The organism is Shewanella sp. MF05960 (assembly GCF_050849305.1).
Classification (GTDB): domain Bacteria; phylum Pseudomonadota; class Gammaproteobacteria; order Enterobacterales; family Shewanellaceae; genus Shewanella.
Genome location: NZ_JBOZPS010000003.1, coordinates 151,171 through 175,828, shown reverse-complemented (window position 1 = coordinate 175,828; position 24,658 = coordinate 151,171). Strand labels below are relative to the sequence as shown.

25 protein-coding genes, 3 pseudogenes and 1 riboswitch are annotated in these 24,658 nt (G+C 41.5%); of the genes and pseudogenes, 20 read left to right on the top strand and 8 right to left on the bottom strand.

The annotated features are described in order from the left end of the window. The first annotated feature begins 40 nt into the window (after positions 1–40). On the top strand, positions 41–673 hold the full coding sequence (locus ACROAE_RS04190; RefSeq protein WP_432399683.1) for a LuxR C-terminal-related transcriptional regulator: 633 nt from the start codon (positions 41–43) through the stop codon (positions 671–673). 118 nt (positions 674–791) lie between these two features. Here the strand turns inward: ACROAE_RS04190 and ACROAE_RS04185 are convergent, their stop codons facing one another. After that, the gene (locus ACROAE_RS04185; protein WP_432399682.1) at positions 792–2,549 is read right to left on the bottom strand and encodes a M61 family metallopeptidase; all 1,758 of its coding nucleotides are present in this window, start codon (positions 2,547–2,549) and stop codon (positions 792–794) included. Between the two features lie 202 nt (positions 2,550–2,751). On the opposite strand from ACROAE_RS04185, the gene hinT reads away from it, so the two are divergent. From hinT to ACROAE_RS04130, 11 genes are all read left to right on the top strand, one after another. After that, entirely contained in the window at positions 2,752–3,105 is a 354-nt protein-coding gene (gene hinT / locus ACROAE_RS04180; RefSeq protein ID WP_160056248.1) for a purine nucleoside phosphoramidase, read from the top strand. After that, positions 3,105–3,617 (top strand): PaaI family thioesterase, encoded by a 513-nt coding sequence (locus tag ACROAE_RS04175; protein WP_160056246.1) that lies wholly within the window; start codon positions 3,105–3,107, stop codon positions 3,615–3,617. The genes hinT and ACROAE_RS04175 overlap by 1 nt, the downstream gene beginning before the upstream one ends. Continuing rightward, entirely contained in the window at positions 3,610–4,077 is a 468-nt protein-coding gene (locus ACROAE_RS04170) for a PaaI family thioesterase (protein WP_160056244.1), read from the top strand. The genes ACROAE_RS04175 and ACROAE_RS04170 overlap by 8 nt, the downstream gene beginning before the upstream one ends. A gap of 36 nt (positions 4,078–4,113) precedes the next feature. Beyond that, positions 4,114–4,506, top strand: coding sequence for a YcfL family protein (locus ACROAE_RS04165; RefSeq protein WP_432399680.1), 393 nt, complete (start codon positions 4,114–4,116; stop codon positions 4,504–4,506). 147 nt (positions 4,507–4,653) lie between these two features. Then, positions 4,654–4,760: riboswitch (TPP riboswitch) on the top strand. Positions 4,761–4,817: 57 nt separating this feature from the next. Then, positions 4,818–7,016 carry a TonB-dependent receptor gene (locus ACROAE_RS04160; protein WP_432399679.1) on the top strand — a complete coding sequence of 733 codons (2,199 nt, stop codon included), beginning with the start codon at positions 4,818–4,820 and terminating at the stop codon, positions 7,014–7,016. A 49-nt stretch (positions 7,017–7,065) separates the two neighbouring features. Beyond that, complete coding sequence (locus ACROAE_RS04155) at positions 7,066–7,326, top strand: hypothetical protein (RefSeq protein ID WP_432399678.1); 261 nt, start codon at positions 7,066–7,068, stop codon at positions 7,324–7,326. A 5-nt stretch (positions 7,327–7,331) separates the two neighbouring features. After that, positions 7,332–8,009, top strand: a complete 678-nt coding sequence (gene pnuC / locus ACROAE_RS04150; protein WP_432399676.1) for a nicotinamide riboside transporter PnuC — start codon at positions 7,332–7,334, stop codon at positions 8,007–8,009. Positions 8,010–8,045: 36 nt separating this feature from the next. Further along, on the top strand, positions 8,046–9,071 hold the full coding sequence (locus ACROAE_RS04145; protein WP_432399674.1) for a phosphotransferase: 1,026 nt from the start codon (positions 8,046–8,048) through the stop codon (positions 9,069–9,071). Between the two features lie 61 nt (positions 9,072–9,132). Continuing rightward, the gene (locus ACROAE_RS04140) at positions 9,133–9,978 is read left to right on the top strand and encodes a DUF6279 family lipoprotein (protein WP_432399672.1); all 846 of its coding nucleotides are present in this window, start codon (positions 9,133–9,135) and stop codon (positions 9,976–9,978) included. Positions 9,979–10,070: 92 nt separating this feature from the next. Further along, complete coding sequence (locus tag ACROAE_RS04135) at positions 10,071–10,664, top strand: HvfX family Cu-binding RiPP maturation protein (protein ID WP_432399670.1); 594 nt, start codon at positions 10,071–10,073, stop codon at positions 10,662–10,664. Between the two features lie 101 nt (positions 10,665–10,765). Continuing rightward, positions 10,766–11,314 carry an NAD(P)H nitroreductase gene (locus ACROAE_RS04130; RefSeq protein WP_432399668.1) on the top strand — a complete coding sequence of 183 codons (549 nt, stop codon included), beginning with the start codon at positions 10,766–10,768 and terminating at the stop codon, positions 11,312–11,314. 46 nt (positions 11,315–11,360) lie between these two features. Here the strand turns inward: ACROAE_RS04130 and ACROAE_RS04125 are convergent, their stop codons facing one another. Continuing rightward, positions 11,361–11,492 (bottom strand): hypothetical protein, encoded by a 132-nt coding sequence (locus ACROAE_RS04125; protein WP_432399666.1) that lies wholly within the window; start codon positions 11,490–11,492, stop codon positions 11,361–11,363. Here ACROAE_RS04125 and ACROAE_RS04120 point away from each other — a divergent pair. From ACROAE_RS04120 to ACROAE_RS04100, 5 genes and pseudogenes are all read left to right on the top strand, one after another. Further along, positions 11,485–11,721, top strand: coding sequence for a hypothetical protein (locus ACROAE_RS04120; RefSeq protein WP_432399664.1), 237 nt, complete (start codon positions 11,485–11,487; stop codon positions 11,719–11,721). The two genes, ACROAE_RS04125 and ACROAE_RS04120, sit on opposite strands and share 8 nt — an antisense overlap. A gap of 200 nt (positions 11,722–11,921) precedes the next feature. Continuing rightward, on the top strand, positions 11,922–12,920 hold the full coding sequence (locus ACROAE_RS04115; RefSeq protein ID WP_432399662.1) for a GGDEF domain-containing protein: 999 nt from the start codon (positions 11,922–11,924) through the stop codon (positions 12,918–12,920). Positions 12,921–13,128: 208 nt separating this feature from the next. Beyond that, a pseudogene (locus tag ACROAE_RS04110) lies at positions 13,129–13,281 on the top strand (transposase); the annotation flags it as partial. 369 nt (positions 13,282–13,650) lie between these two features. After that, positions 13,651–13,791: a hypothetical protein gene (locus tag ACROAE_RS04105; RefSeq protein WP_432399660.1), complete on the top strand. Its 141-nt coding sequence runs from the start codon at positions 13,651–13,653 to the stop codon at positions 13,789–13,791. Positions 13,792–13,839: 48 nt separating this feature from the next. Beyond that, a complete protein-coding gene (locus tag ACROAE_RS04100; protein WP_432399658.1) occupies positions 13,840–14,646 on the top strand; it encodes a hypothetical protein in 807 nt (268 codons plus the stop codon). 134 nt (positions 14,647–14,780) lie between these two features. Here the strand turns inward: ACROAE_RS04100 and ACROAE_RS04095 are convergent. The 4 genes and pseudogenes from ACROAE_RS04095 to ACROAE_RS04080 all read right to left on the bottom strand — a co-directional run. After that, positions 14,781–15,307 (bottom strand): annotated as a pseudogene (locus tag ACROAE_RS04095) (transposase); the annotation flags it as partial. 32 nt (positions 15,308–15,339) lie between these two features. Next, a protein-coding gene (locus tag ACROAE_RS04090) for an IS3 family transposase (protein ID WP_282111312.1) occupies positions 15,340–16,871 on the bottom strand; the annotation gives its coding sequence in 2 pieces (ribosomal slippage) (positions 15,340–16,409 and positions 16,409–16,871; 1,533 coding nt in all). A 71-nt stretch (positions 16,872–16,942) separates the two neighbouring features. Then, positions 16,943–17,614: pseudogene (locus ACROAE_RS04085) on the bottom strand (IS4 family transposase); the annotation flags it as partial. An 843-nt stretch (positions 17,615–18,457) separates the two neighbouring features. Then, positions 18,458–19,192, bottom strand: coding sequence for a glutathione S-transferase (locus tag ACROAE_RS04080; protein WP_432399656.1), 735 nt, complete (start codon positions 19,190–19,192; stop codon positions 18,458–18,460). A gap of 217 nt (positions 19,193–19,409) precedes the next feature. Between ACROAE_RS04080 and ACROAE_RS04075 the strand changes: the two genes are divergently transcribed. From ACROAE_RS04075 to ACROAE_RS04065, 3 genes are all read left to right on the top strand, one after another. Next, entirely contained in the window at positions 19,410–20,426 is a 1,017-nt protein-coding gene (locus ACROAE_RS04075; RefSeq protein ID WP_160052210.1) for a rhodanese-related sulfurtransferase, read from the top strand. A 248-nt stretch (positions 20,427–20,674) separates the two neighbouring features. Further along, on the top strand, positions 20,675–22,081 hold the full coding sequence (gene yegD / locus ACROAE_RS04070; RefSeq protein WP_432399654.1) for a molecular chaperone: 1,407 nt from the start codon (positions 20,675–20,677) through the stop codon (positions 22,079–22,081). Positions 22,082–22,095: 14 nt separating this feature from the next. Next, positions 22,096–22,608: a CreA family protein gene (locus ACROAE_RS04065; RefSeq protein ID WP_432399652.1), complete on the top strand. Its 513-nt coding sequence runs from the start codon at positions 22,096–22,098 to the stop codon at positions 22,606–22,608. A gap of 270 nt (positions 22,609–22,878) precedes the next feature. Here ACROAE_RS04065 and ACROAE_RS04060 read toward each other — a convergent pair whose 3' ends face one another. Further along, positions 22,879–23,304, bottom strand: a complete 426-nt coding sequence (locus ACROAE_RS04060; protein WP_432399650.1) for a hypothetical protein — start codon at positions 23,302–23,304, stop codon at positions 22,879–22,881. Positions 23,305–23,327: 23 nt separating this feature from the next. Further along, complete coding sequence (locus tag ACROAE_RS04055; protein ID WP_432399838.1) at positions 23,328–24,518, bottom strand: cystathionine beta-lyase; 1,191 nt, start codon at positions 24,516–24,518, stop codon at positions 23,328–23,330. Positions 24,519–24,658 lie beyond the last annotated feature (140 nt).

Here is a 24,658-nt window from a genome sequence, read left to right as displayed (position 1 = left end):
GCAATGAAGTCGTTTAGTCAGTTCACATGGAGTGTTTGAGATGTTTAAAGTCGTAAATTGGATGTTAGTGTCACGATCTCAGTTGCTCATTGACTTACTTGATTGCCGTTGGCCGCAAGAATTTTTAGTTAAATTAACTCCCGCCCAGCCCGGTAATATGGCAAATAAATTGGCTGAAGAAGTTATTTCAGTGGTCTATTTTGACTTATCAACCATCGATATCCAACAAGCTTATCAATTACAACGTCTTATTGAGCGAGAATATAGCTCTATCCATACCGTGTTTATTAACTTCCCCAAACAACTTGATACGCGTTTTCTTATTCACCCTTCGACGACTCTAGGTGTTTTTTACGCTGACACCAGCTTAACGGAAATCAGTTTGGGATTGAACGACATAATGAAAGGGCGAAGTGTCATGCCGCAGGAGTTATTACATTCGATGATGAATGATGATAACGAAGTGGAAGGCGATCAGTTGACTATCCGCGAACGTGAAGTGCTGCACGCCTTATTGTCAGGCAGTACCAATTTAGATATTGCGAATCAATTATTTGTTAGTGAATCAACGATTAAAACTCACTTATATCGTGCATTTAGAAAGATAGGTGTTTCCTGCAGAGGCCAAGCCATTGCCTGGGCGCAAACTCACATGCATGAGGTGAGGGTATAATCCTTAGCTCAACAGCTTTTGTAAATAAAAATGGGTATCAGTTGATACCCATTTTTGTGTCTGCTTTTTGTGGAGAGTTTAACCTTTATCACTTAAACCATTGTCAGTTAAACCACAGCTAGTTAAACCAAAGTGCGGTTTTACTGGCATCGCTAATGGTTAATGAAATCGTGTCCGCTACTGCTTCTCGCACCGGCAGTTGGCCTTGCATTAATTCATCGCGTCTAAACCAATGTAAATTGAGTTGTTGTCCTACGCTATAGCTTTGCAGTTGCTGCTCAAATTGGGCGTTAACCTGTAAATTGTCAGCGGCGATCAGTAAATCTCCGGCGCTGAGTCCCGCTTGATGTGCAGGGCTGTTTTGGCTAACCGCTAACACTTTAAGGCCGAGTGATTCTGGTTTTGTTTTGGCACCGAAGGCGATTTTATAACCTTTGGCATCCCCGCCACCTAAATCTGCTGTACCTTCACTGGCACGCACTGTCATGCTAACACCGACTTGTTCGAGTAAGCTGCTTAGCGGTATGTCTTGGGTGTTGTCTAAATAAGCAAAAATATCATCACACGAGCGGTTAAGCAGTTTTTCAACAATCTGTTGATGGCTCATGTTATTGGTGCCGATTTGCGGCAATCCATATTGTTGCCATAACGTGCGCATTACATCATCAAGGCTGTGCTTGCCCTGGGTTTCTATGCGGATGGTTAGGTCTAAATACAACGCAAATAGTGCGCCTTTGGTGTAATAACTCACAATGGCGTTAGCAGCATTTTCATCTTGCTTGTAAAACTTGGTCCATGCGTTGAAGCTCGATTGCTTAAGGGTTTGCTTAAAGCGTCCTTCGCCGCGATACACTCGCGTCATAATTTGGCTCAGCAGAGTTAAATAACCTTTTTCATCAATGCACTTAGACTTAAAAGTAATTAAATCATCGTAATATGACGTAATCCCTTCGTATGCCCATAATTGCTCTGTGTACGACTCTTGCGATAAATCAAATGGGGTAAATTCGGCAGGTTTAATGCGTTTTACGTTCCATGAATGGAAGTATTCGTGGCTGCAAAGTGACAAATAGGTCCGATAGCCTTTATCAACCGGCGCATCGAGTGACAAAGGTAGGTCATTGCGCGAACACATTAAGGCGGTTGAGGCTTTATGTTCGAGTCCGCCAAAGCCGTTATCTAATACGGTGGTCATAAACACATAACGTTCAAACGGTGCAGGCGTGCCAAATAAGTTAATTTGATACTCGCAAATGGCGGTTAAATCCTTAACCAGGCGAGTCATATTGGCGCGGTGTTTACCACTTAATACGATATCGTGTGGCACTCCAGCTGCATAAAAGGTTTCTATGCTCAGCTCGCCCATTTCAACGGGATGATCGATTAAGTCATCGTAGTTTGGTGCGCTAAAATCACCAAAACCAAATTGTTCGCCAGCGGTTCTGTTCATGCTGGTGGCTAAAATCCAGTGGCTTAACTCGGCTAATGCGGGCTTGGCTATGGTAACCTGGTGCGGGTGTGACTCAAGCTCTTTTGCGGCTAAAAATACGCTACTGCCATTAAAGAAACCGTGGTTTGTATCAAGGTGGGCGGTACGTACCGATAAATCCCAGGCGTAAATTTGATAGCATAATATGATGTCGCTACCCTGGTTATTTACCTGCCAGGTTTGCTTATCTAACTGGGTGACGGTTAATGCTTGTTGATTTTCTGTGGCGTCAATTTCGATAATGTTTTTAGCAAAATCACGGATCATGTAACTGCCAGGTAACCAGGCCGGTAAGTAAAAAACTTGTGACGGTGAGGCTTGGGTGACGGTGAGAGTGACTTCAAATAAGTGCGCTTTAGGATCGATCGCATGGATATGATAATGCATAAAGAATTCCAAATAGTAGAAGCGTTGCAATCAAAAGGATTGAGCTATAATCAACAATGCTGCCAAAAATGACTCGGTTAAGCAAACGAATCCCATTTTCTGTAAAAGATAACTGATTTATTGAGTTTTTTCTGGAGTCAGAGATCAAAGACTTGTTACTATCATCATTAGCAGAATGCTGTCATTCATTAAGGATCCTAAAATGGCCGAAGAAACCATATTCAGTAAAATTATTCGTCGTGAAATTCCAGCCGATATTTTATATCAAGATGAACTCGTCACTGCATTTCGTGATATCGCTCCGCAAGCGCCCACGCACATACTTATTATTCCTAATCATTTAATCGCCACGGCCAATGATGTCAAAGCATCAGATGAAAAAGCCTTAGGCCGAATGATGACCGTAGCGGCTAAATTAGCCGATGAAGCAGGCATTGCAGAAGATGGTTATCGTTTGATTATGAATTGTAATAAACATGGTGGCCAAGAGGTATACCATATTCATATGCATCTTTTAGGCGGTAAGCCATTAGGTCCAATGCTGAGCCGCGACTAATGAAAATTAACAGTGATTTTTTCCCATTAACTGAAGTGGCCACTCGTTTTGTTAACCAATTGGCTCAGTGCCGCCGCTTAGGGTTAAGTGTTAAAGAAGCCAGTGAGCATCACGTATTAATTGAGTTGCCATACAGCCAAGACATTATTGGTTACCCTGATACGGGTGTGATCCATGGTGGGGTGATTACCACCCTCATCGACACCGCTTGCGGCACCGCAGTGGTGTGCGCCATTTTAAAAAAATATCAATCGCTTGAGTTGTCACCAACATTAGATTTACGGGTCGATTACATGAAGCCTGCTGAGCCACATAAACCGGTTTATGCCTTTGCAGAGTGTTACCGTTTATCGTCTAGTGTGGCCTTTACCCGCGCGATTGCCTATCAAGAAAGTATTGATGAACCGATTGCCCATGCGGTAGGTTCATTTATGCGTATTAGCCCTGAAATGGTTGGCGAAGAGTTTCGTCAGGCGTTAATGGGAAACTTGCCGGAGAGTCAGCATGACTGAGCAAACAACCCAGGTTGCATCAAGTGAGTTGGATGTTCAAGATGTGGTAAAGCGTGCCATTGAGTTAAATGACTACAGTTATTTGCTTGAAAAAGTGCCGTACTCACAATTTATTGGTATGTCTGTAGCCCGTTTTGGCGACGAAATGGTGTTTAGATTACCCGCAAAAGATGACAATATCGGCAATCCCATTCTACCGGCTATTCACGGAGGGGTGATTGCAGGCTTTATGGAAATGTCGGCCATTGTGCAATTAATGGTGTTTATGCAGGCCAAAAAGGTGCCTAAAATTGTCGACTTTTCAATTGACTATTTACGCGCAGGTTTACATCAAGACACCTTTGCAGAATGTAAAATTACCCGTCAAGGGCGCCGCGTGGCGAATGTGAGCATTAATTGTTGGCAAACTAACCGTAAACAATTGATCGCCACAGCCAGAGCGCATTTTTTATTAGATTAATAACCCAAACCGCCAGTAACATTTAAGGAAAAGATTATGAAACTCGCATCGATTATCGTACTCACATCAACGTTGTTACTTGGCGCTTGTGCTCACAACACCGCGGGTATTGCCCTTGACTCTAATGGGCAAGTTCGCGTTGATAGCAGCTCTTTTGCCAGTGATGTCAATGTCACTGATATTGCGTCAATTATGGTGGGCGACTTAGTTAAAGCCTCGGCGTTAATTCAGAGTAAATCGAGCACAGACTTACGCGTGCAATACAAATTTACCTGGTTTGATGCCAACGGTTATACCATTGAAAATGAGGCAACAAGTTGGAAGTCGGTCAAATTACATGGCATGCAACAACTGCAAGTCAGTGCAGTAGCACCTAATACTCAAGTCAGTCATTTTGAGGTATACGTGCGCGAAACCTACTCTGATTAACGCTTTATATTCGTATTTTGTACACGAGGTTTACCGCTTGTTTGATACGACAAAGGCACTAGCATAATGTCGACATTGGCAAAGTGCTTTTTGTGTTATCAAATTGTATGACGGATCGTGTAATCAGATTTTAGATAGTTTATACTCGTGGCCGCCAAGGGGTGTTCAGCAATACTGAACTGAGATGTCGTTAAGACGAACCCTTAGAACCTGATCCGGCTTATACCGGCGTAGGAATGGGCCACACTATCTTTAAGTGCACCTCTTATTCGCTACTCTTGCCGGATCTCAAAATCACTATTTGAGGTCCTATGTTCACGAAAAAATCTACCGGGTTAACCCACACCCCAATTGCCTTAGCGGTTATCGCAGCACTAAGCTCGCCGATTGTTTTAGCCAAAACGGCTGATGTTGAGCGCGTAACTCCCGAATATGAAAAAATGGAAGTCATTGTTGTTAATGCTGATTTTAGTAATATCAGCCTTGATAAAATGCCATCGAGCGTGACCGTTATCGATGCTCAGCAACTTAAAGACGAAGGTGCGCAGCATTTTGAAGATGTGCTGAATTCCATTGCTAACTTTAACTGGTCTGGTGGTAGCTCTCGTCCTAAATACTTCCAAATCCGCGGTGTCGGCGAGCAAGAGCAATACCAGGGCGCGCCAAACTCATCAGTTGGCTTTGTGGTCGATGATATTGATTTATCAGGACTTGGCATGGTGTCGAGCATGTATGACATGCAACAGGTTGAAGTGCTGCGTGGACCGCAAGGGACACAATACGGTGCCAATGCCTTAGCGGGATTAATTTATCTAAAAAGTAATGATCCTACCGATTCATTTGAGCATGGCGCAAAAGTCAGCGTTGGCGATGATGATTTACGCACGTTTTCTGGCTTTAGTTCTGGGCCATTAAATGACTCAGGTAAATTGTTGTATCGGGTATCGGTTGAACAACATACTCAAAATGGTTACCGAAATAATCTGTACCTAAATAGTGACGACAGCAATCAACGTGACGAGCTCAGTGCCCGCGCTAAATTACGCTGGTATGCCACAGACGATTTACAAATTGATTTGACCTTATTACATGCCAATTTCGATAACGGTTATGATGCCTGGACACTAGACAACACCACTAATACCTTAACCGATCAACCGGGTATTGATGCGCAAGAAACAACAGGTGCTGGGCTTAAGTTTATTTATACCGGTGCCACAGCATTTGACTTCACCTCACTCACCTCGATAGCGCAAACCGACCACCACCACGCATATGATGGTGACTGGGCAAACCCTGACTACTGGGCCAGCAAGCAATGTACTTTGTATGATGATGACTACAACGTCACAGGCAGCGAGCCATGTGAGTACGATTATACCTGGGATAAAGAAGGCGACCGCCAAACGCTTACCCAGGAGTTTCGTTTATCATCAAAAGATGCAGGGCGGATTTTTGCAGGTAGCACTGACTGGTTAGTGGGTGTATATGCCATGAACCTCAATGAAGATAATGACTTATATTCTGAGTACAACACCTGGCCAGATGAAGTGTTGCAGTCGAGTTACGAAGCCACAAATTATGCTGTGTTTGCTCAATTAGACAGTCATTTAGGCAATGATTATTTGTTGTCTACCGGTTTGCGTTTTGAGCAAAGAGACAGTGAATACCGCGACAGTAATAACGATAATTTTGATCCGTCAGAAAACATGTGGGGCGGTCATATCGCCTTGTCAAAAGCCATAAATAGTCACCATAATGCCTATGCACGCATTGCGCGAGGCTATAAAGCGGGTGGCTTTAATATGACGTTGCCAACAGAATTAGCCAACAAAAAAGAGTTTGATACCGAGATTTTATATAACTACGAAATCGGCATGAAATCGACTTGGTTAGACGGCAAGGTTGACTCGACATTGGCAATATTCTTCATGGATCGTGAAGATCAACAAGTGTCAGCCTCTTTACAAGACCCAGATAATCCACAACGATTTGTATTATTTACTGAAAATGCCGGTAGTTCACAAAACTACGGCGCTGAAGTCGATGCTAAATGGTACGTCACTGAGAATATTGAGTTTTACGGCAGCGTTGGCTGGTTAGAAACCGAATACGGCCAGTATGAATACAGTGACAAATACGGCTCGATTATTGATTTGTCGGGTCGTGAATTAGCCCATTCTCCTAATTTTACCTACAGTGCCGGTATGACGTATGTCGCCGATTCGGGCTGGTTTGCTAATATCAATGCCAGTGGAAAAAGTGATTTTTATTACTCAGATAGTAACGAGTCAACATCAGATGCATACACCATTTATAATGCCCGCCTAGGTTACGAAACAGCAACATGGTCGGCTTACTTATGGGGCCGTAATTTATTTGATAAAGAATACGGTGTGCGCGGCTTCTATTTTGGTAACGAACCCGATTTAGATTGGGCCGACAAACAATACATTCGTTATGGCGACCCTCGCCAAGTGGGTGTGACGTTCGACTATAAATTTATGTAAGTTCAACTGCGGCATCACCCGGTGCCGCATACCTTTTAGGAAATGAACAATGAAATTAACCGCTGAAATTAGTATGTATCCATTCAACGAAAACTACCTTGATCCAATCAAGTGGTTTATTGGCCGTGTTGATAGCTACAACAATATTGAACGTGTCACCAATGCCATGGCAACACAAGTGTGCGGTGAGTACGCTGATGTTATGTCAATGCTGGCCATTGAAATGCAAGCTGCTCACGAGAAGTGGGGCAAAGCCGTATTTGTGTGCAAGTTTATTGGTGGCGAACTTAACCTAAGTCATAGCGAATAACAGCCATGAATGACGTGATGTTAGCCATTCAACAAGCTTTTAGCGAAGCGTCGGTCATGACATTTTGGGAAGCCATTGCCGTCATGCTTGCGCTGGCTTACCTTATTCTGGCAATGCGGACTAACATTTGGTGTTGGTCGGCGGCGTTTCTGAGCACCGCCATTTACACAGTATTGTTTTGGAATGTGTCGCTATTAATGGAGTCGGTGCTCAATATTTATTACATGGGCATGGCTGTTTATGGTTATTGGCTGTGGTTGCATGTACCGCCTGTGCAGGAATCTCAACACCATGAAGTGAATACACAACTGAGCATTAGCAGTTGGTCGTTGACGACTCACAGTATTGTTATCGCCGTTACTGCTTTGGTGTCGATAGTGGTGGGATACGGTATGGCGAATTATACCAGTGCAGCATTTCCCTATATCGATGCAGCCACCACCTGTTTTGCGGTTGTTACCACGTACTTAGTGGCAAAAAAAGTGCTCGAGAACTGGCTGTACTGGGTGGTGATTGATTTGGTTTCTATCTACCTTTACTTCCAAAAAGGACTGATGTTGACCTCAGGTTTGTTTATTTTATATGTCGCTATGGCCGTTGGCGGTTACATGATGTGGCGTAAAAAATATCAACACTCCATTGTTAAACAAGATAAGCTTTCTCAACAGGCAATTAGTGTATAATCACAGCATTATCAGATTGTTATTGCGGTAAAATTTATGTCATCACCTTTACTCACGTTACCCAGTGAGTTAATTAATATGTTGCAGCAGGCAATACCCGCTGCAACATATCACTCATTATTAACGCAATGCACTGCCGTTACCTTATTAAATACTGGCTTAAGTAACCAAAATTATTTGTTGTCTTGCCCCTCGGGTGACAAGGTGTTGCGCGTCAATCAACGCCACAGTCATTGGTGTAATAGGGCGCTTGAGGTTGAATGTTGGCGCTCTGCTATCGCGGCGAATATCGCGCCGAAACTCGAATGGGTGAGTGACGACAAGCAATTTTATTTAAGTGATTTTGTCGCTCAACCGCAAGGCGATTGGAGCCAGTTCTCATCCATGTTTGGCCATTCATCTACTCGGCCATTGTCGGCAATCGCTCATCCGAATGTGGATGCGGTTGCTTTGTTGGCGCAATTATTTGCATCGCTGAGCCAATTACCCGTACCGTCTAAATGCATAAGTGTAAGTGGGCAATGGCAGCAATACGCTTTGCAATTAGATGCGATGAGTCAGCAACAAACTGACGCACAGTGGCATCACGCATGGCAAACATTGCAGGGTATGAACATGCGTATCAGGCATTGGCTGTCACAGCTTGAATCTTGTGTTCTGTTGCCTATTTTTTGTCATCGCGACTTAACCCCACACAATTTGCTGTTAAGTCCCGCCCCCATAAATAGCGCATTGCCGCAAAGTAAACTATTTTGTATTGATTATGAGTATGCTATTGCCAGCCATCCATTGTTTGATTTAGCCAGCACTGTAGCAACCCATAACTTAACAGAAGACCAAGTGGCGCAATTAACTCACAAGGTTATTGTGCAATATTGCCAAATGTCGAGTTTGACCGATGTAGCCGCCGCTAAAGCGGCAATGCCTGCTGCGATAAACTGTTTTTGGTTATTCTCGGCAATGTGGTCACTGCTTATGGCGGCTAATGAATCTCAACAAGATACATTAGCGATGGCTAAATACATTAAGTTTTACAATCAATACTTAGCCCTGATCCATTAATCAACGTATCTTCAGGTTGTTTGGGTATAGTATAGATTCACCTAATTTTGAGGGACCAATTGTGACCAAAAAACTGTTGTTATTATTGTGCTGTACGGTTTTATTTGTAGGCTGTTCAACCAAGGTGAGCTATTTCTTTCTCGATTGGGCCATCGAGTGGGAAGTTGAAGAATATGTTGATTTAAATCGTGATCAGCAAGATAAATTTGATCAACTTGTTGAAAAGTTTTTAGTATGGCATCGACAAGATGAATTACCTCGATACCGCGATCAGCTAACCTTATTATCAACTCAAGCCAATGAATATTCATTAACACCAGAGTTATGGCAGCAACAAGTCACTATGGCCAAAGCGCACTGGTATCGAATTTTTAATGTCGTCATGCCAGACTTACTCCCCATAGTAGCAAGCTTTGATGACAAACAAGTTCAACAGGTATTAACTCAGCTTAAAAAAGAGCAAAAAGAGTTAATTGAAGAATACGCCGGTAAAGAGCAAAGTGAACTGATAACAGACTCAGACAAGCGTATCGAAAAACAGTTAAAAGAATGGACCGGTAGTGTCAGTGAGGCGCAACAGCAGATTATTCATCAAGCCAATACAGAGCGTTTAGCCACCTTAGATATGTGGTTAGAATACCGTCACGAATGGCTACGACAATTTGAGCAAGCTTTATTGCGCCGTAATGAGGCTGACTATTTTACCGCTCAAATGACACGCTTACTCACCGCACCTGATGAGCTAAAGTCATCTGTTTATCAAAATAATGTCACTGAGAATACACATAAGTTTGGGGTGATGATAATTGCTTTAAACCAAAGCTTTAGCGACAAACAGCGCAAACACTTTAATGGTAAATTAACCGAGTTAGTTGACGATTTAACCGAATTGCACTTAGATAAATAACTGAACCTCACTGAGATACCTCAGCGTAAATTGAAAGATTTTGCCGCTAAAGCAGGTCTTTTGATTCACTACACATTTAGGACGAATTATTTATGCAGGCGTTAATTGGGTTATATCAACAATTTTTACTTGTTATTAAGCACTCAGACGGCATAGCCGCTTTGGCCTTAAGGCTTTACCTTGCGCCGGTATTAATGCAGGCAGGATACAATAAGCTATCTCATTTTGACGACACCGCAGCCTGGTTTGGAAACCCAGATTGGGGCTTAGGTTTACCCATGCCAGAAGTCATGACAGCATTAGCGGCAGGTACCGAGCTAATTGGCGGAGCATTATTACTGGTAGGATTAGCCACTCGATTAGTCGCATTGCCTATGATGATCACCATGCTAGTGGCAGCATTTGCAGTGCATTTACCTAATGGATGGTTAGCTATTGCCGATGCCAGTTCATGGCTTGCCAATGAAAACGTGATGGCATCAGCAGAAAAACTGGCCGCGGCTAAATCTATTTTACAACAACATGGTAATTACGAATGGCTGACCAGCTCTGGCAATTTTGTGATTTTAAATAATGGTATCGAATTCGCCATTACTTACTTATTCATGTTGTTAGCGTTATTGGTTATTGGCGGTGGACGTTACACCAGTGTCGACTATTTTATTAGCCGTCGCTTATTAAAGTAGTGTTGTTCACTCAGTCGATGAAACCCGTTTAATTAATCCCACCAAATTGGTGGGATTTTTGTTAATATCATTCGCATAATTTTACTTGAAAGGATTGAACCTTGGACGCAACACAACTGTTATTGACTCGCCAGTCAACGCCTCGTCTAGTCGCCCCAGCACCAACGGCAGAACAACTGACTTTTTTACTCGACGCCGCAGCTAGAGTACCCGATCACGGCGCACTAACACCGTGGGAATTTATTATTGCCGTTGACGATGGTTTAGCAAAATTGGCTGATGTTTTTGTTGCCGCAGCCAAAGCACAAGGTGCCGACGAAGCCATGATAACCAAAGCCGGCAATATGCCATATCGTGCACCTATGGTGATAACCGTTGTTGCCAAAACGCAACAGCATGACAAAGTGCCAGTTTTAGAGCAACATATCGCAGCAGGCTGCGCCACCATGGCCATGCAACAAGCTGCATTCTCTTTAGGTATTGGCGCAGTATGGCGCAGTGGTGATTTTGCTTTTAACGCTGATGTGAATGCCGCATTAGGATTAGCCGCAGACGATCAAATTGTGGGCTTTTTATATGTCGGCACTCCAGCGGTGGTTGCACCCACTAAACCGCTAAAAAGTGGCCAGCAATTTGCGCGTTATTTGTAAGCAACGTAAGGTCATAACGTTTCGGGGTTATGACCTTCGGCCATCTTCATATTGATGCATGACCTGCGGCCACTAACGTCGCGTTCGCCGATACCAGAGCAAAGCCGATACCAGAGTAAAGCCGATACCAGAGTAAAGCCGATACTAGAGCAAAGGGATAAAGCGCATTCTTGTTCATCAATCAACCTTTGCAAACCCTCAGTGTTCCGGAAATATTTTCGCTTTTAACCAATAGCTTAACCAAAAATTTAACCAAAAATTTAACAAAAAATTTAACAAAAAATTTAACAAAAAATTTAACAAAAAATTTAACAAAAAAAAGCAGCGAAAAAAGTGCGACGGAAAATTATCCCGCTTTTTACCTCGCTTGTAGCCTGCTTCAGCCACCTCTTTATGGCAAAGAATGAAAATGCTAACGCTTCTGAGCGGAGTCTGATGTGAATGGATTTACGAATGTCGTGTTGGCATGGTCAATGATATTCCCATAAAATTATGACCCAGTGTTAAGGTTGAACAATGAAGTCTAATGTTTATGTTTATTACTCATTGTTCCAAATAACGCTATGATAAAAGAACATGATGTAAATTAATTTGATATGGGAGTGCTATGCTGCATAGGATTGAGTTAGATAAAACCTATCTTCTTAGAAGAAAAGTGCTAATCGGTACCTGTTGTTTATTAAGTATCATTGGATTATTTTTAGGCATATTTAACTTGCTCAGAGCAGAAGCTAGCCCAATATTAGCGACGTTTGAACTCATATACGCTCTATTATCACTTATATTAATGTACCGTGCATTAAACAAGCGCCATCAAGAATGGGAAGTGCATCTATACGTCTATAGTCTTACCGCACTGATTATTTTTGCTATTTATATCGCAGAGTTAACTAACTTTAGATTTTGCTGGGCACTGGTTATCCCTATTCTGTATTTCCTTATGCTGGGTAAAAAATCAGCCACTATTCCTACCAGTATTTTGCTGGTGTTGTCAGTGTTAGATATCAGCGTAAAGTCGGAAATGATGTTTTCATCTATGTTGATTAATTTTATATGTAGTTACCTTACAGTGTGGATTGTGTCTTATGTATATGAAACGAATAGAGAGAATTCAGAAAAAGAGTTGCAAGAATTAGCGTTACTTGACCCTCTCACCCAAAGATATAATCGCTTAGCGTTAACAAAGCAGTTTCAAAAAATATCAACTAAGCCAAATGCGTCAATGTATATAATGTTGCTAGACCTTGATTACTTTAAAGACATAAATGACAATCATGGCCATGAAGCTGGGGATATTATACTTCAGCAATGTGCAGAAAAAATTAGCTTAATAGCTAATCATCATTATACTTTTCGGATTGGGGGCGAAGAGTTTTGTGTCATTGTTGAGGCAACAGAATTAACCCAAGCATTAGTATTAGCGGAATCAATTCGACAGCAAATCAGTCAACATGAATTCAACTTTGAAGATCAGATATTATCCATAACCTTAAGTATAGGGGTCACCCAATTTGAAACAGAGATGACGCTATCTAAGGCTTTATCACAGGCAGATGCACAGTTGTATGAAGCTAAACGCTTAGGCAGAAATAGGGTTTCTTATTAACAAAAAAACAATGCAAAAGCTAAAACCATAAAATTAAGCTAATGATTATAATTGACTGAATAACGAACAGTGAGCTACGCGTTATTTACCACTTTCCAAGTGGTTGTGGTATTGATAATTCAACAGGTGAAAACTTTGAGCATCGGCGTGAGTGGTTCGATTCGGGCATTCTTGACTTAGCGCCCCTCTTTGCCATTGATATCAGTGTGGCGCCATTAGTTCAAGCAGCCAGGACATACTGAATAGACACAACATCCCCAAAGATAATTGGCTTAAAATCACTACAGAATTTGGCGCATTATTTAAAGGCGCTGTAGGAGCATTACCTGCCTTAACCGAATATTGCGAGCATTTAGACTGAAAACGACGACAAGGCGCTGCAAATTGTCAGCGCTGGCTGTGCACTTAAGTCATCATCCCCAATCGAATTACCATTTCCTTATACTTGATTGCTATCAGGTTTTTCTGCTATGTTGAACTTTGTATAGGATAGGTAAACTACTAATTTAACGCTAATTTTTAACCATATTGATTAACGTTGGTGAGTTGAGTACATCTAGCAGAATTATCGCCAAAGCAATGAAAATGAGATATGTTATTTGTTCAAATTATGAGTGGCTTAGTTTTCCGATTTCGAGAGAATAAATTAGTTAGTACAAGAGCAATTTGTTCATACAAAAAAATGGAAAACTAACAGTAGTTGTTTTTAAAAATTTATAAGAATATGACAATGCCAACGAATTCAGCACGGATATTGTATGAAAATCAGCGTTATGAGTTGATTAAGCAGTTAGAAAAAGGCGGTCATGAAAACCCTGAAGTGTATTTAGATGGGGTTAATCTTATTTTGGGTAGCAATAGTTCAAAGTAATGCTGTTAGTTACTTAATGTGTTATTTTTTAGATTGAGGTTTAACTGTATGAAATATAAAGTAACTTTCATAAAGCCATTACTTTTTTTGGCTGTTTATGGCCTAGCCTTTTTTTCGTTAGCGAGTGAAATTATTACTGGTGAACATGGTGAGAATGAAATAGTGCTAACTTCTAATAGTAAAGACTTGTTTGTATTTTATGGTGATAGAGAAAATTGCCTGAAGTTTATTGTAAAATCAAATATAGAGTATCTTTCTGATCCAATTCCTGAGTTGAATAGATATTACAGTGAAAATGATAAGTCTGTAATGTTTGAAGAATTCAGGAATCATAAAGTATTTAAACAGTGTCCTAATGTCTTTGATAAAGTTGTTGAAGTTAGACGAGATATATTGTCTGAGACTAAACGGGTGGCTAAATTTACAGGCTTTGAACCATCTTATGATGATATTGCACATTCTAATGACCACTATCAAATATATGAAAATATCGATATTAATAATGATGGAGATGATGAAGTGGTAATACTTTATGGTTTATATTTTTCAGCATGGGCTGATACCTATAGCAAAGTTGATATAAAAGACTGTTCACTAGAAGTTGTTTATGAAAACTATGCGCCAAACAAAATACTTAAACTGGAAAATAAATTCTATTTTGCAAATTATTTGTCTAAAGATAAACATCTAAATGAACCCAGTATTTCTATTATCAACGGGAAGGGCTCTGTTAAAAATATTTGTAGTATTGTTACTAAAGAAAAAATGGACTTGTGGTGCTCTCAACAATCAAATGAAAACAATAGGAATTGTCAGTTTTATTTAAATAAAATGGTTTTTCAAAGATATAAGTAATGAAAGTACGTAATACGGGAATGATCAAAATTCAATACTAAGAAAAATAATTTGATTTAATGAAAAGTTATGAAAGTGATGTTGTTCGAATTTACAAATTTAGTGGGGTCAGGGTCTGAGGGATCCCCACGAATTTAATAGCATGCTTGTGGATCCTTGATTAACGATTGTAGCATCTTAATTCCAGCTAACCAGTGAGACTTCAGTAGCCTCAAAGACTTATCTTTATAGGCCCTTAATCCTATAAATTGATTTGATAAAACATTACGGTGCTTGATTGAATTCGCTTGGTATTGTCTATGTTTATCAGCCCTTTAACTGCCAATCCTAGCAGATATAGCATAAATTGAGATAAGCAGGCGATGAGTAACAATACGCTGAGCTTATGCGTAATCCTTGAGCCACTATCATTCATTTTTAAACCCGTTTTGACATCCCTAAAGCTCTCTTCTATTTGCATCCTCGTCGCATAAATTTTAACGACTCTTTTAGCAGCATTTCTGCTACTGCATAGCGATGTTGCCAGTAACCACGGCTCTTTTTCTCGCTCGGCACTTGTTCGTGACTGTTTACTCTGTCTAGCTTTATCACCTGTTGCCACGTTGTCTTTTCGCCCTTTAGCGTTACGTTTAAAAATCACTAAGCGAGATTTAAAAGCAGCGGCGTTTTTCAAGGTAGTTGTCGCCTAAGCTGTTAAGCTGCTTCTTTTTTGTTCTCTGGGTTTAACTCCACCTCACCGATTTCATCCCAGTTTCTGGTGCCATTTGACCAGCGGTTAGGGTTAATTTTTTGCGATTTTTTGTATAACTCACGGCGTTTTGCCAATATCGCTTTATCTTCACCATGATGACGTTGTGCCGGTGTCACGAATTTGATACGACTATGTCTGTGCTCATTGTTGTACCAATTCGCGAAGTCTTTCACCCAAGTTCTTGCATCTTCAAGGCTTTTAAAGCCTTCACTTGGCCAGCGGTGGCTGTATTTGACCGTGCGAAACAGTGATTCCGAGTACGGATTATCATTGCTGACACCTGGACGACTACGAGAGCCTATTACTCCCATTTCAAGCATCTTGGACTGCATCGTTAAGCATTTCATCGGACTGCCGTTATCTGAGTGCAATACCACGTTTTGTTTAACGCATTTCTCAGCCCAGAGAGTTCGCTCAAGTAACTTTGCAGCATAGTCACCTGATTCACTATCATGAACTTCCCAACCCACAATTTTACGGCTGAAAATGTCGATTATCATGTAAAGGTAGAAAAACCGTCCAATCACTGTTGAAGGACAGTAGCTGATATCCCAGGTCCACACTTGGTTTGGTCCTGTCGCTGTGTACCCCTTAGGCTTAGCTCGGCTACCTTTAGGTTTTTCTTTTCCTCTATGAGTGAGTTGGTTGTTGGCCTTCAGCACACGATAAAAGCTTGATTCAGATGCGATATATTGCCCATTATCTGCCAGCATTGGTACTATCTGGCTTGGCCCTAAATTAGCGTATTCTTCTTGATTGCTGATAGCTAATATGGCTTGCTGTTCTTCCTCTGTTAGCTTATTTTGGGGCTGGGGTCTATCCGCTATAGGCCTTTTATCACCGATGATTTCACCTTGCTCCTGCCAACGCTGTAACGTCCGTATAGACAAACCAATTTCTTCACAGGCTTTCTCCTTTCTTGCGCCTGAGGTAACGGCATTATCAATCAAGGATGTGTAATGCAGCCTATCTGAGAGTGAGGTTAACTGTCCTCGTCTTCCCCCCAGTAGGCATTTAACTTTTTTCTTAACACCAATAATGCCGCAGTTTCTGCTAGGGCTGCATCCTTACGTTTTAACTCTTTTTCTAGCTCTTTAATTCGCTTACGGTCGGCTTTTCGCTCTTGGGCTAATTGCTTACGCTGCTGGGCTTGTGTTTGATTGCCTGCAATACAGCTTTGCTTCCATTCTTTAACTTGTTCAGGGTAAAGCCCTTTTTCACGGCAATACTCACTTAACTCAATTTCGCTTAATGCTGACGTTTCTAAAACAATTGAGAACTTTTGCTCTGGTGACCAACCATCTAAATTATTACTCTCTGCCAAACTAGAACCTACTTTTAAATACTTATCTCGCCATGAATACAAAGTAGATAAGTTGATACTTTCTAGCTTTGCGAATTGGCCTAATGATAAGCCACTTTCAAGGAGCTTTCTAATGACGGCTTGCTTATGCTCTTCTGGATAATGCTTCATTCATAACAAACTTACCGCTCCCTGTTTTATTTTTATGAAAAACTGAGGCGACAACTATCCTGACACAGGGGGGCAGTTTGCTCACCTAAGTAATATATGCCGAGATTTTTGGCATTTGAGTTTGCTTGAACATACAATTTTTTAACTGGAAACCAATCATCCTCAACATGCTTTTTACAGTGAGTTCTGTTTCTGAATCGTCCGACATAATCCCAATCAAGTGACAGTATTTGTTTAAACCATGGCATTCGAAATCCAGCATCAGTCACGATGACAGGCTTGCTATCGTTAGGTAGCATCGCCTTTAATTTGGTCAGAAAGAGTAGATGAGTTTTAGGTTTCTCTTTTTTGTTTAGGGGATGTATTTCTTCATAAAGTGTCAATGAGCGTCCTTGAGCCGCCAAAGATGCTCGAATGAGAAAATGCTGCTTTCTGTCATCAAGATCTGACCAATCTATATGAATAATGGGTTGCTTCATTTTTCCGACTAGCAAGCAGGCCATACGGGTGTATACAAGCTCGATTTCACGATGAACATTAGTATTATTACAAAGCCTATCTACGCGCTTAATCTTATGTTTTTCTTTAGCTTTATTAGTAATGTTGCGACCAAGTCCGGTGATAGAAAGCGAGCCACCATTCATTGAGCTTTCAATGGCAGTAAACAAACTAAAGCGGAGTGTTTTGTGCATTAATGGGGTGACAAGTGAGAGGCATTTTGATAAAAGTTGTTTTGCATTCATGGCATTTACTCGTGGTAATTTTTGTTTGGCGATAAATTTGATCACCAAATGCCATGAATGTTCCTCAGTTTTTAACCTATCTCATTATTTTTATTCATTCTTTTGTGGGGATTCGTCAGGGTCAGGGTAAACTTTAATAAAATGGTAACTTCTAACCCTTTTTATCCAAAAAAGAGTTGTACAAAAATACAAACACCTGGATCCCGGCTCAAAAGCATTGCCGGGACGACGAGAAGGGCGTTAACCAACTTTATTAATAAAAAGATTCATTCTTTGGTCTGTGCAAAACGGCACGACTTTGATGGCAGCATGCCATATGTACAAAAGTACAAACATCTGGATCCCGGCTAAAAAGCACTGCCAGGACGACAAGAAGGTGGGTAACAAGCTTTGTTCAGTAATGTATTAATTCGGATTGGTACAAGAAACAATCAGACGTTTATTCGTTTATTCGCTAAACGCCAAAGCAATGCCCTAAAATAAATCTAATCGTAAAATTCGAGGGGTAAGATATTTTGATAAACGTAGTAACCTAGCGGGCCCATCAATAGGCTTAGCATGGACCACAACAATCGTTGGGCATTTTTGATATGTGCTTTCGAGGTAAAGGCTCGATAGCAAAAGTGGATGTGCAATATCATTAAAGCGATAAGCATAAAGACTAATGTAATATCCATATTATTCATGTCATGTTCCTTTGCATTGCAGCAATGACGTTAATTAAGTGTAAGCTTAAATTAAAATTTTGCAGTAAAAAATTCGAAAATCCGCTTTCAACTCTGCAATTCATTCTTACATTGCTAATTTACTGCAAAATTAAACAGAATAATAGTCAGTAAACCATTAAATATTCATAATATTTTCATTTTTACACAAAGGTATGATTTTTACTTGTTGATGTTGTGATTGTTTGAACTGCATCATACTTCTTTCAGGTAACCACAATGCGTACTTATGCATTACGGCCAAAAAGAGTGAACTGTTCACTAAACTTTGTAACCATTGGTAGACATTGGGGTAGGGTAAAGCGTTAAACCAACCGGGTTCGACATTCGCAAACTGGCGAATAAATGGAAAAATAGCAAAATCCGCCATGGTTGGGCTATCTGCACATAAGTACGCTTGTTGAGCTAATTTATCTTCTAATAACTGCAAAAATATTTCTGCCTGTTGGCGATACCAGGTTTGGCTGTGTTCAGGGAACCTGTCTGCATATTTATATTTATCTAACCAGGGCTTAAAATCATGATCGTTTGCTTTAATTAACGCATGTGTTTGTGGCTTTGGTAACTCATCAAGTAATGTTTGATAAGCCTCGGGCGTTAACCAGGGTGAGTGTGGGTCTGGATGCTGTGTTAGAGCGTACTGCATAATCTCAATGCTTTCAGCGATGATCTGTGCCTCTGCGGTGATTAACACTGGCACTGTGCCTTTTGCCGATACCGCGAGCATCTCTTGCGGTTTATTTTTGAGTTCGATTTCACGCACGATGGGGTTTAACGTGCTTAAATGTAAACCTATTCGGGCGCGCATGGCATAGGGGCATCGACGAAACGTGTACAAAATAGCTGAATTCATAAAGTCACTTTTCTAAAAATGAGAAAATATTTGTGCCAAACAACCAAGACACCCGCTGAGGTCGACAGTTTAAGGCTAATTTACTTGCAGATCGAATTTTTGAGTGTGTTTTGATGGTGACTTGGGTATAATTCCCGCCGTTTTTTTGAGTTAGCGCACGGTGCGTTAGCCTTATATGCACTGGAAGTTAAGTTCCAGCCAGCGGAGTTATTATTGTATGCAAGACACTCATTTAGCCCAAACATCGCCCACTCAAGTCGTTGTGTGTGCCCTTTATAAATTTGTCGCTTTGCCTCATTTTGAGTCGATCCGTCAGCCTTTATTGTCTGTAATGGAGCAAAACGAAGTGAAAGGGACCTTGTTATTGGCTCAGGAAGGTATTAACGGCACTGTGGCGAGTACACAACAAGGTATCGATAACTTACTGGGTTGGTTAGATACACAACCTGGGTTAGATCATATTGTGACCAAAGTGTCGTTTGACACTGAAATGCCTTTTTATCGCACCAAAGTGAAGCTTAAAAAAGAAATCGTGACTATGGGTGTTGAAGGTATTGATCCACGTAAAGTGGTGGGTACTTATGTTAAACCTAAGGATTGGAATGCACTGATTTCTGATCCTGATGTCATTTTGGTCGATACGCGTAACGATTACGAAGTAAAAATTGGCACCTTTAAAAATGCCGTTAACCCTGTAACAGAAACCTTTCGTGAGTTTCCTGAGTACGTTAAACAGAATTTAGATCCTGCCAAACACAAAAAAGTGGCGATGTTCTGTACTGGTGGTATTCGCTGTGAAAAATCAACCGCATACTTAAAAGAGCAGGGCTTTGATGAGGTGTATCACCTTGAAGGCGGCATTTTAAAATATCTTGAAGAAGTTGAACAAGAGCAAAGCCTGTGGGAAGGCGAGTGTTTTGTGTTTGATAATCGCGTGGCGGTTAATCACAGCCTAGAGAAAGGCCAATATGACCAATGTAATGCTTGTCGTATGCCGATCACCGAAGAAGAAAAACTGTCTGAAGCTTATGTACAAGGTGTGAGTTGCCCACATTGTATTGACAAAATTCCAGCTGAGCAGCGTCAACGTTTTATTGAGCGTGAACGCCAGGTGCAATTGGCGTTGCAACGTGGTGAAGCGCACATTGGTAGCGATGTTAATCAAGTGATTGAAGCTCGTCGTCAACAAAAAGAAGCGCAGCGTAAAGCGCAAGAGAAAGTGAATAAAAAATAACGCCTATTAGGCCTTGTTTAAAAAAGCCCAATTGGTAACGATTGGGCTTTTTTGTTGTTATCGTGTGCTCATAGAATGCTAACTTCCAGAGATAGCAAATGTAACGCAGTAGAGTAAGTGCTTCATATTTAAAATTTATTTAGAGTAATTGAGCAAAGCAGACATTTAACCCGTATAAATGGTTTAGCAAGCGCCATAAGTGTGTTATTTTGAGCGCTTTTTTCGATTAGACGACTGAAGGTAAGCCAATGTTTGTTGGATTTGATTATGGCAGTGCCAACTGTGCAATAGGGGTAATGATTGATGATGCGGTAACCTTACTGCCTTTATCAACACACTCGGATTTTATGCCTTCAACCTTATATGCCATGGACCGTGAGCTGATTGCAGAAGCGGTATACCAAGGATTACCAGAAAGCTTAAAAGCTGAATATTCTCACCTTCGCAGCTCACAATTAATGCGTGCCAAGCAAATGCGTCATGAATTGGACTTAATGCCCAATGAACAGGCCGTATTTGTCGGTCAAGCCGCCATTGATGCATACCTTGAAATGCCCGAAGAAGGATTTTATGTCCGTTCGCCAAAATCATTTTTAGGCGCTAATGGCCTGCGTCCAGATCAGATAGGCTTGTTTGAAGACATTGTCACGTTAATGATGCAACACGTGAAAACGCTAGCGGATAAAGCCCTACAACAAAAATCATTGTCAGTGGCAACGCACGCGGTTATTGGCCGGCCGGTGAACTTTCAAGGCATAGGCGGTGAAGACAGTAACCAACAAGCCGAAACCATTTTACGCCTTGCGGCATCTCGTGCAGGGTTTACTGAAGTGACATTCTTGTTTGAGCCGTTAGCCGCAGGGATGGATTTTGAGTCAACGTTAGACAGCGATAACACCGTATTGGTTGTCGATGTGGGCGGTGGTACAACGGATTGCTCAGTGGTAACGATGGGGCCTTCACACAGCAACAATACCGATCGTACTCAAGATTGTTTAGGCCACTCTGGCCAACGTATTGGCGGTAATGATTTAGATATCGCGCTGGCCATGACAGGCCTAATGCCGAGTTTTGGTGCTGATACCGTAATGACCAATGGCAAACCTATGCCAAGAGCGCCATTTTGGAATGCGGTGTCGGTGAACGATATTAGTGCTCAGCGCGAGTTTGTCAGTTTAGCATCGCGTAAATTGGTTGAGTCAATGATCAAAGAGGCTGAACAACCACAACTTCTAAAACGCTTACAAACGGTACAAAAAAATCAAATGAGCTACCAGGTTGTACGCCAGGCTGAAGCAGCAAAAATCAGTTTATCTGACAGTGACACAACTCTGTGCACATTAGATTTTATTGAAAAAGACCTGTTTGTGAGCTTAAGCGCCACTCAGTTTGAACAAGCGATTAGCGATCCACTTGCTAAAGTAGAAGCCTTAATGAAGCAAGCTATGCAAACGGCTATTGCTCAAGCTCAACAACAAGATTGCGCTTTGCCAAGCAGTCCTGATATTGTTTATGTTACGGGTGGTACAGCGCGTAGCCCTGCGATTTACCAAAAAATTGCCAGTGTTTATCCGTCTGCAAAAGTGGTGGTAGGTGATCACTTTGGTTCGGTAACTGCAGGGTTAACCCGTTGTGCCCAATATGCATTTAACTAAATAGAGTCAATACTATGCTGAGTCAATTAAGGTTTACGTTTGCAAAGGATGCACCTAAAACGGCATCACTGTTATTAGCGACATTAGTGGGCAGTGTATTGCTTAGCGGCTGTGGCGATGATGTGGGTAAAGTGAGCTTAGGATTATTTACCACCAAAGATGTGATTATTGATGCTAAACACGATCCTAAAATTCCTGGGGTGACTTGTCATATTAGTCGTATTGAGGCCAATTTAGATTTAGCTGACCCGTCTGATATGAGCATCAGTTGCCGTCAAACCGGTCCGATAAGTCATGCTGAATTAGCCGATATTGATATGTCGAAAAATGGCGAGGTGGTATTTAAAGAGTCTTTGAGTATTTTATTTAAGAGCTTAAAAGTGCGCCGTATTTTTGATGCTGAAAATCAAACGTTATTGTATTTATCATACTCAACCAAAGAGACCAACGGCAGTCATAAACATGCGTTGTCTACCGTGCCGCTATACGGCACTGCAGCCTGGCAAAAGCCATTAACCGCAAAGTAAGCGCATAATAAAAAAGTAAACGCATAATAAAAAAGGAAAATAACCTGAGCTCGGGATAAGGGATGAACTTATGCCATTTAAAATCAACATGTTACCCCTTGTCACTTTCAAGCTTGTCATTTGTTCTGCTAACAAGGCGAATTGACGCGTCAATAGCTAGCCTATTGCAAGTCGATTCAACGCAGTTAGCAGGGCAAAGGACTGTTTGAAAGGCGTTTATTATCCCGAGCTCAGGTTAAATAGATTGCCTTTTTAATGATGAGCTAGGTGTTATACCCTTGCCGCACGTTTTAATATCCATAGCCACAATACTGGTAATAGGGTGATATAGAAAAACATTGCTGTAGCGCCGATATCGCCGGACAATAAAGTGCTAAAAATAAACCTGACAATACCCATAGGGTCCCACGGCATATAATGCATGTTACCGTGTAATAATATGGTCGCTAATACAACAAGTGTCACCGCTAACCATTGTCTACCTGGCTCATAGCTTTTAATTATGAAGGCTGGGACAAACGCCACCAAACCTATCCCGATAAAGTTTTGAGCTAAATGAGTAATGGTGGGGTAGCCGCTTACGTTAAACCACCAAAAAACATTACCCGCAGCGGATTGTCCTATCACTGTGATACTTAACGCGAAATAAGCTATGCCTACGCATAAACTGAGTATCACTAATCTGATGAAGTTCATTTGTGTCCTTTTAAATGAAAAGCTTACTTGTTTAACACGGCATTGTAGCGTTCAAAAGCCGCGTCAAGATCGGCAATTAAGTCATCGGTATCTTCTAAGCCGATGTGCAATCTAATCAGCGGTTTACTGCTATCCCATTGGGTGGCCGTGCGGATATTGTTAATACCAAATACGCCTAAAATCAAGCTTTCAAAACCGCCCCATGAGAAACCCATTTTAAAGTGGGCCATGTTTTCAACAAATGCGGTAACAGAGGCTAAATCACCTTGCTTTAATACAAATGAAAACAACCCGTTGCCACTACTAAAGTCGCGTTTAAAGAACTCATGGCCTGGGCAGGTTTTAAAGGCTGGATGACGCACATGGTCGACTTCTGGTCGACTGGCTAACCAGTTAGCCACTTTGAGGGCATTTTTATTATGTTGCGCCATACGCACCCCTAAGGTACGCAAGCCGCGGGCAGCTAAATACACGTCGTCTGGTGAGGTGGTTTGTCCCATTAAATAACTGTTTTCGCGCAGTTGATCCCAGCATTTTTCATTAGCGGTCGCGGTGCCCATCATCACATCAGAATGGCCGACAATATACTTGGTGGCAGCTTGAATCGACACATCAACCCCCATATCAAATGGGCGCGAGTTAATCGGTGATGCCCAGGTGTTGTCGAGCATGACAATCATGTCGTGTTCGTGAGCGATGCGGCTTAATGTTGGCACATCTTGCACTTCCATGGTGATAGAACCTGGTGATTCTAAAAACAGCACCTTGGTATTAGGGCGAATAAGTTCTCGAATGCCTTCACCGATCATTGGGTCATAATAAGTGGTTTCGATACCAAAACCAGCGAGCATTTTATTGCATAAATCACGTGTGGGTTCATAGGCGGTGTCGACCATGAGTAAATGGTCGCCACTTTTTAAGAATGACAATAATGCGCTACTGATTGCGCCAGCCCCTGATGGGTATAATGCAGTGCCTACGCCACCTTCGAGCTCGCTAATGGCTTGTTGAAATGAGAAATGGGTTGGCGTGCCGCGGCGACCATAAAACATTTCACCATTGGTTTTATTTTTTATCGCAAAACGCATCTCATCCATAGTGTCAAAGACCACGGTTGAGGCTCTAAATACTGGCGGGTTAATAATGCCTTTGGTGAATTTTTTCTCGCGACCGACACTGACGATTTGTGTGGCTAATTTATCATCTTTGCTCATGTTAATTTTTCCAGTTGGGGCAGTGTTCATAAAGTTAATCTTTGCAATATTAATTGCTTACTAACAATATGATGAAATGCGCTGCAATAAGTGATGTCATCTTTGTACCATCCTAGCACCAAGTCATTTAAATAAAACTG

Coding starts and splice junctions, on each gene's coding strand:
- yegD (WP_432399654.1), top strand. CDS start 20,675: ATGTTTGTTGGATTTGATTATGGCAGTGCCAACTGTGCAATAGGGGTA.
- ACROAE_RS04165 (WP_432399680.1), top strand. CDS start 4,114: ATGAAACTCGCATCGATTATCGTACTCACATCAACGTTGTTACTTGGC.
- ACROAE_RS04055 (WP_432399838.1), bottom strand. CDS start 24,518: ATGAGCAAAGATGATAAATTAGCCACACAAATCGTCAGTGTCGGTCGC.
- ACROAE_RS04155 (WP_432399678.1), top strand. CDS start 7,066: ATGAAATTAACCGCTGAAATTAGTATGTATCCATTCAACGAAAACTAC.
- ACROAE_RS04065 (WP_432399652.1), top strand. CDS start 22,096: ATGCTGAGTCAATTAAGGTTTACGTTTGCAAAGGATGCACCTAAAACG.
- ACROAE_RS04135 (WP_432399670.1), top strand. CDS start 10,071: ATGCAGGCGTTAATTGGGTTATATCAACAATTTTTACTTGTTATTAAG.
- pnuC (WP_432399676.1), top strand. CDS start 7,332: ATGAATGACGTGATGTTAGCCATTCAACAAGCTTTTAGCGAAGCGTCG.
- ACROAE_RS04060 (WP_432399650.1), bottom strand. CDS start 23,304: ATGAACTTCATCAGATTAGTGATACTCAGTTTATGCGTAGGCATAGCT.
- ACROAE_RS04075 (WP_160052210.1), top strand. CDS start 19,410: ATGCAAGACACTCATTTAGCCCAAACATCGCCCACTCAAGTCGTTGTG.
- ACROAE_RS04185 (WP_432399682.1), bottom strand. CDS start 2,549: ATGCATTATCATATCCATGCGATCGATCCTAAAGCGCACTTATTTGAA.
- ACROAE_RS04080 (WP_432399656.1), bottom strand. CDS start 19,192: ATGAATTCAGCTATTTTGTACACGTTTCGTCGATGCCCCTATGCCATG.
- ACROAE_RS04190 (WP_432399683.1), top strand. CDS start 41: ATGTTTAAAGTCGTAAATTGGATGTTAGTGTCACGATCTCAGTTGCTC.
- ACROAE_RS04145 (WP_432399674.1), top strand. CDS start 8,046: ATGTCATCACCTTTACTCACGTTACCCAGTGAGTTAATTAATATGTTG.
- ACROAE_RS04105 (WP_432399660.1), top strand. CDS start 13,651: ATGCCAACGAATTCAGCACGGATATTGTATGAAAATCAGCGTTATGAG.
- ACROAE_RS04175 (WP_160056246.1), top strand. CDS start 3,105: ATGAAAATTAACAGTGATTTTTTCCCATTAACTGAAGTGGCCACTCGT.
- ACROAE_RS04100 (WP_432399658.1), top strand. CDS start 13,840: ATGAAATATAAAGTAACTTTCATAAAGCCATTACTTTTTTTGGCTGTT.
- ACROAE_RS04115 (WP_432399662.1), top strand. CDS start 11,922: ATGCTGCATAGGATTGAGTTAGATAAAACCTATCTTCTTAGAAGAAAA.
- ACROAE_RS04160 (WP_432399679.1), top strand. CDS start 4,818: ATGTTCACGAAAAAATCTACCGGGTTAACCCACACCCCAATTGCCTTA.
- ACROAE_RS04170 (WP_160056244.1), top strand. CDS start 3,610: ATGACTGAGCAAACAACCCAGGTTGCATCAAGTGAGTTGGATGTTCAA.
- hinT (WP_160056248.1), top strand. CDS start 2,752: ATGGCCGAAGAAACCATATTCAGTAAAATTATTCGTCGTGAAATTCCA.
- ACROAE_RS04125 (WP_432399666.1), bottom strand. CDS start 11,492: ATGAACAAGAATGCGCTTTATCCCTTTGCTCTAGTATCGGCTTTACTC.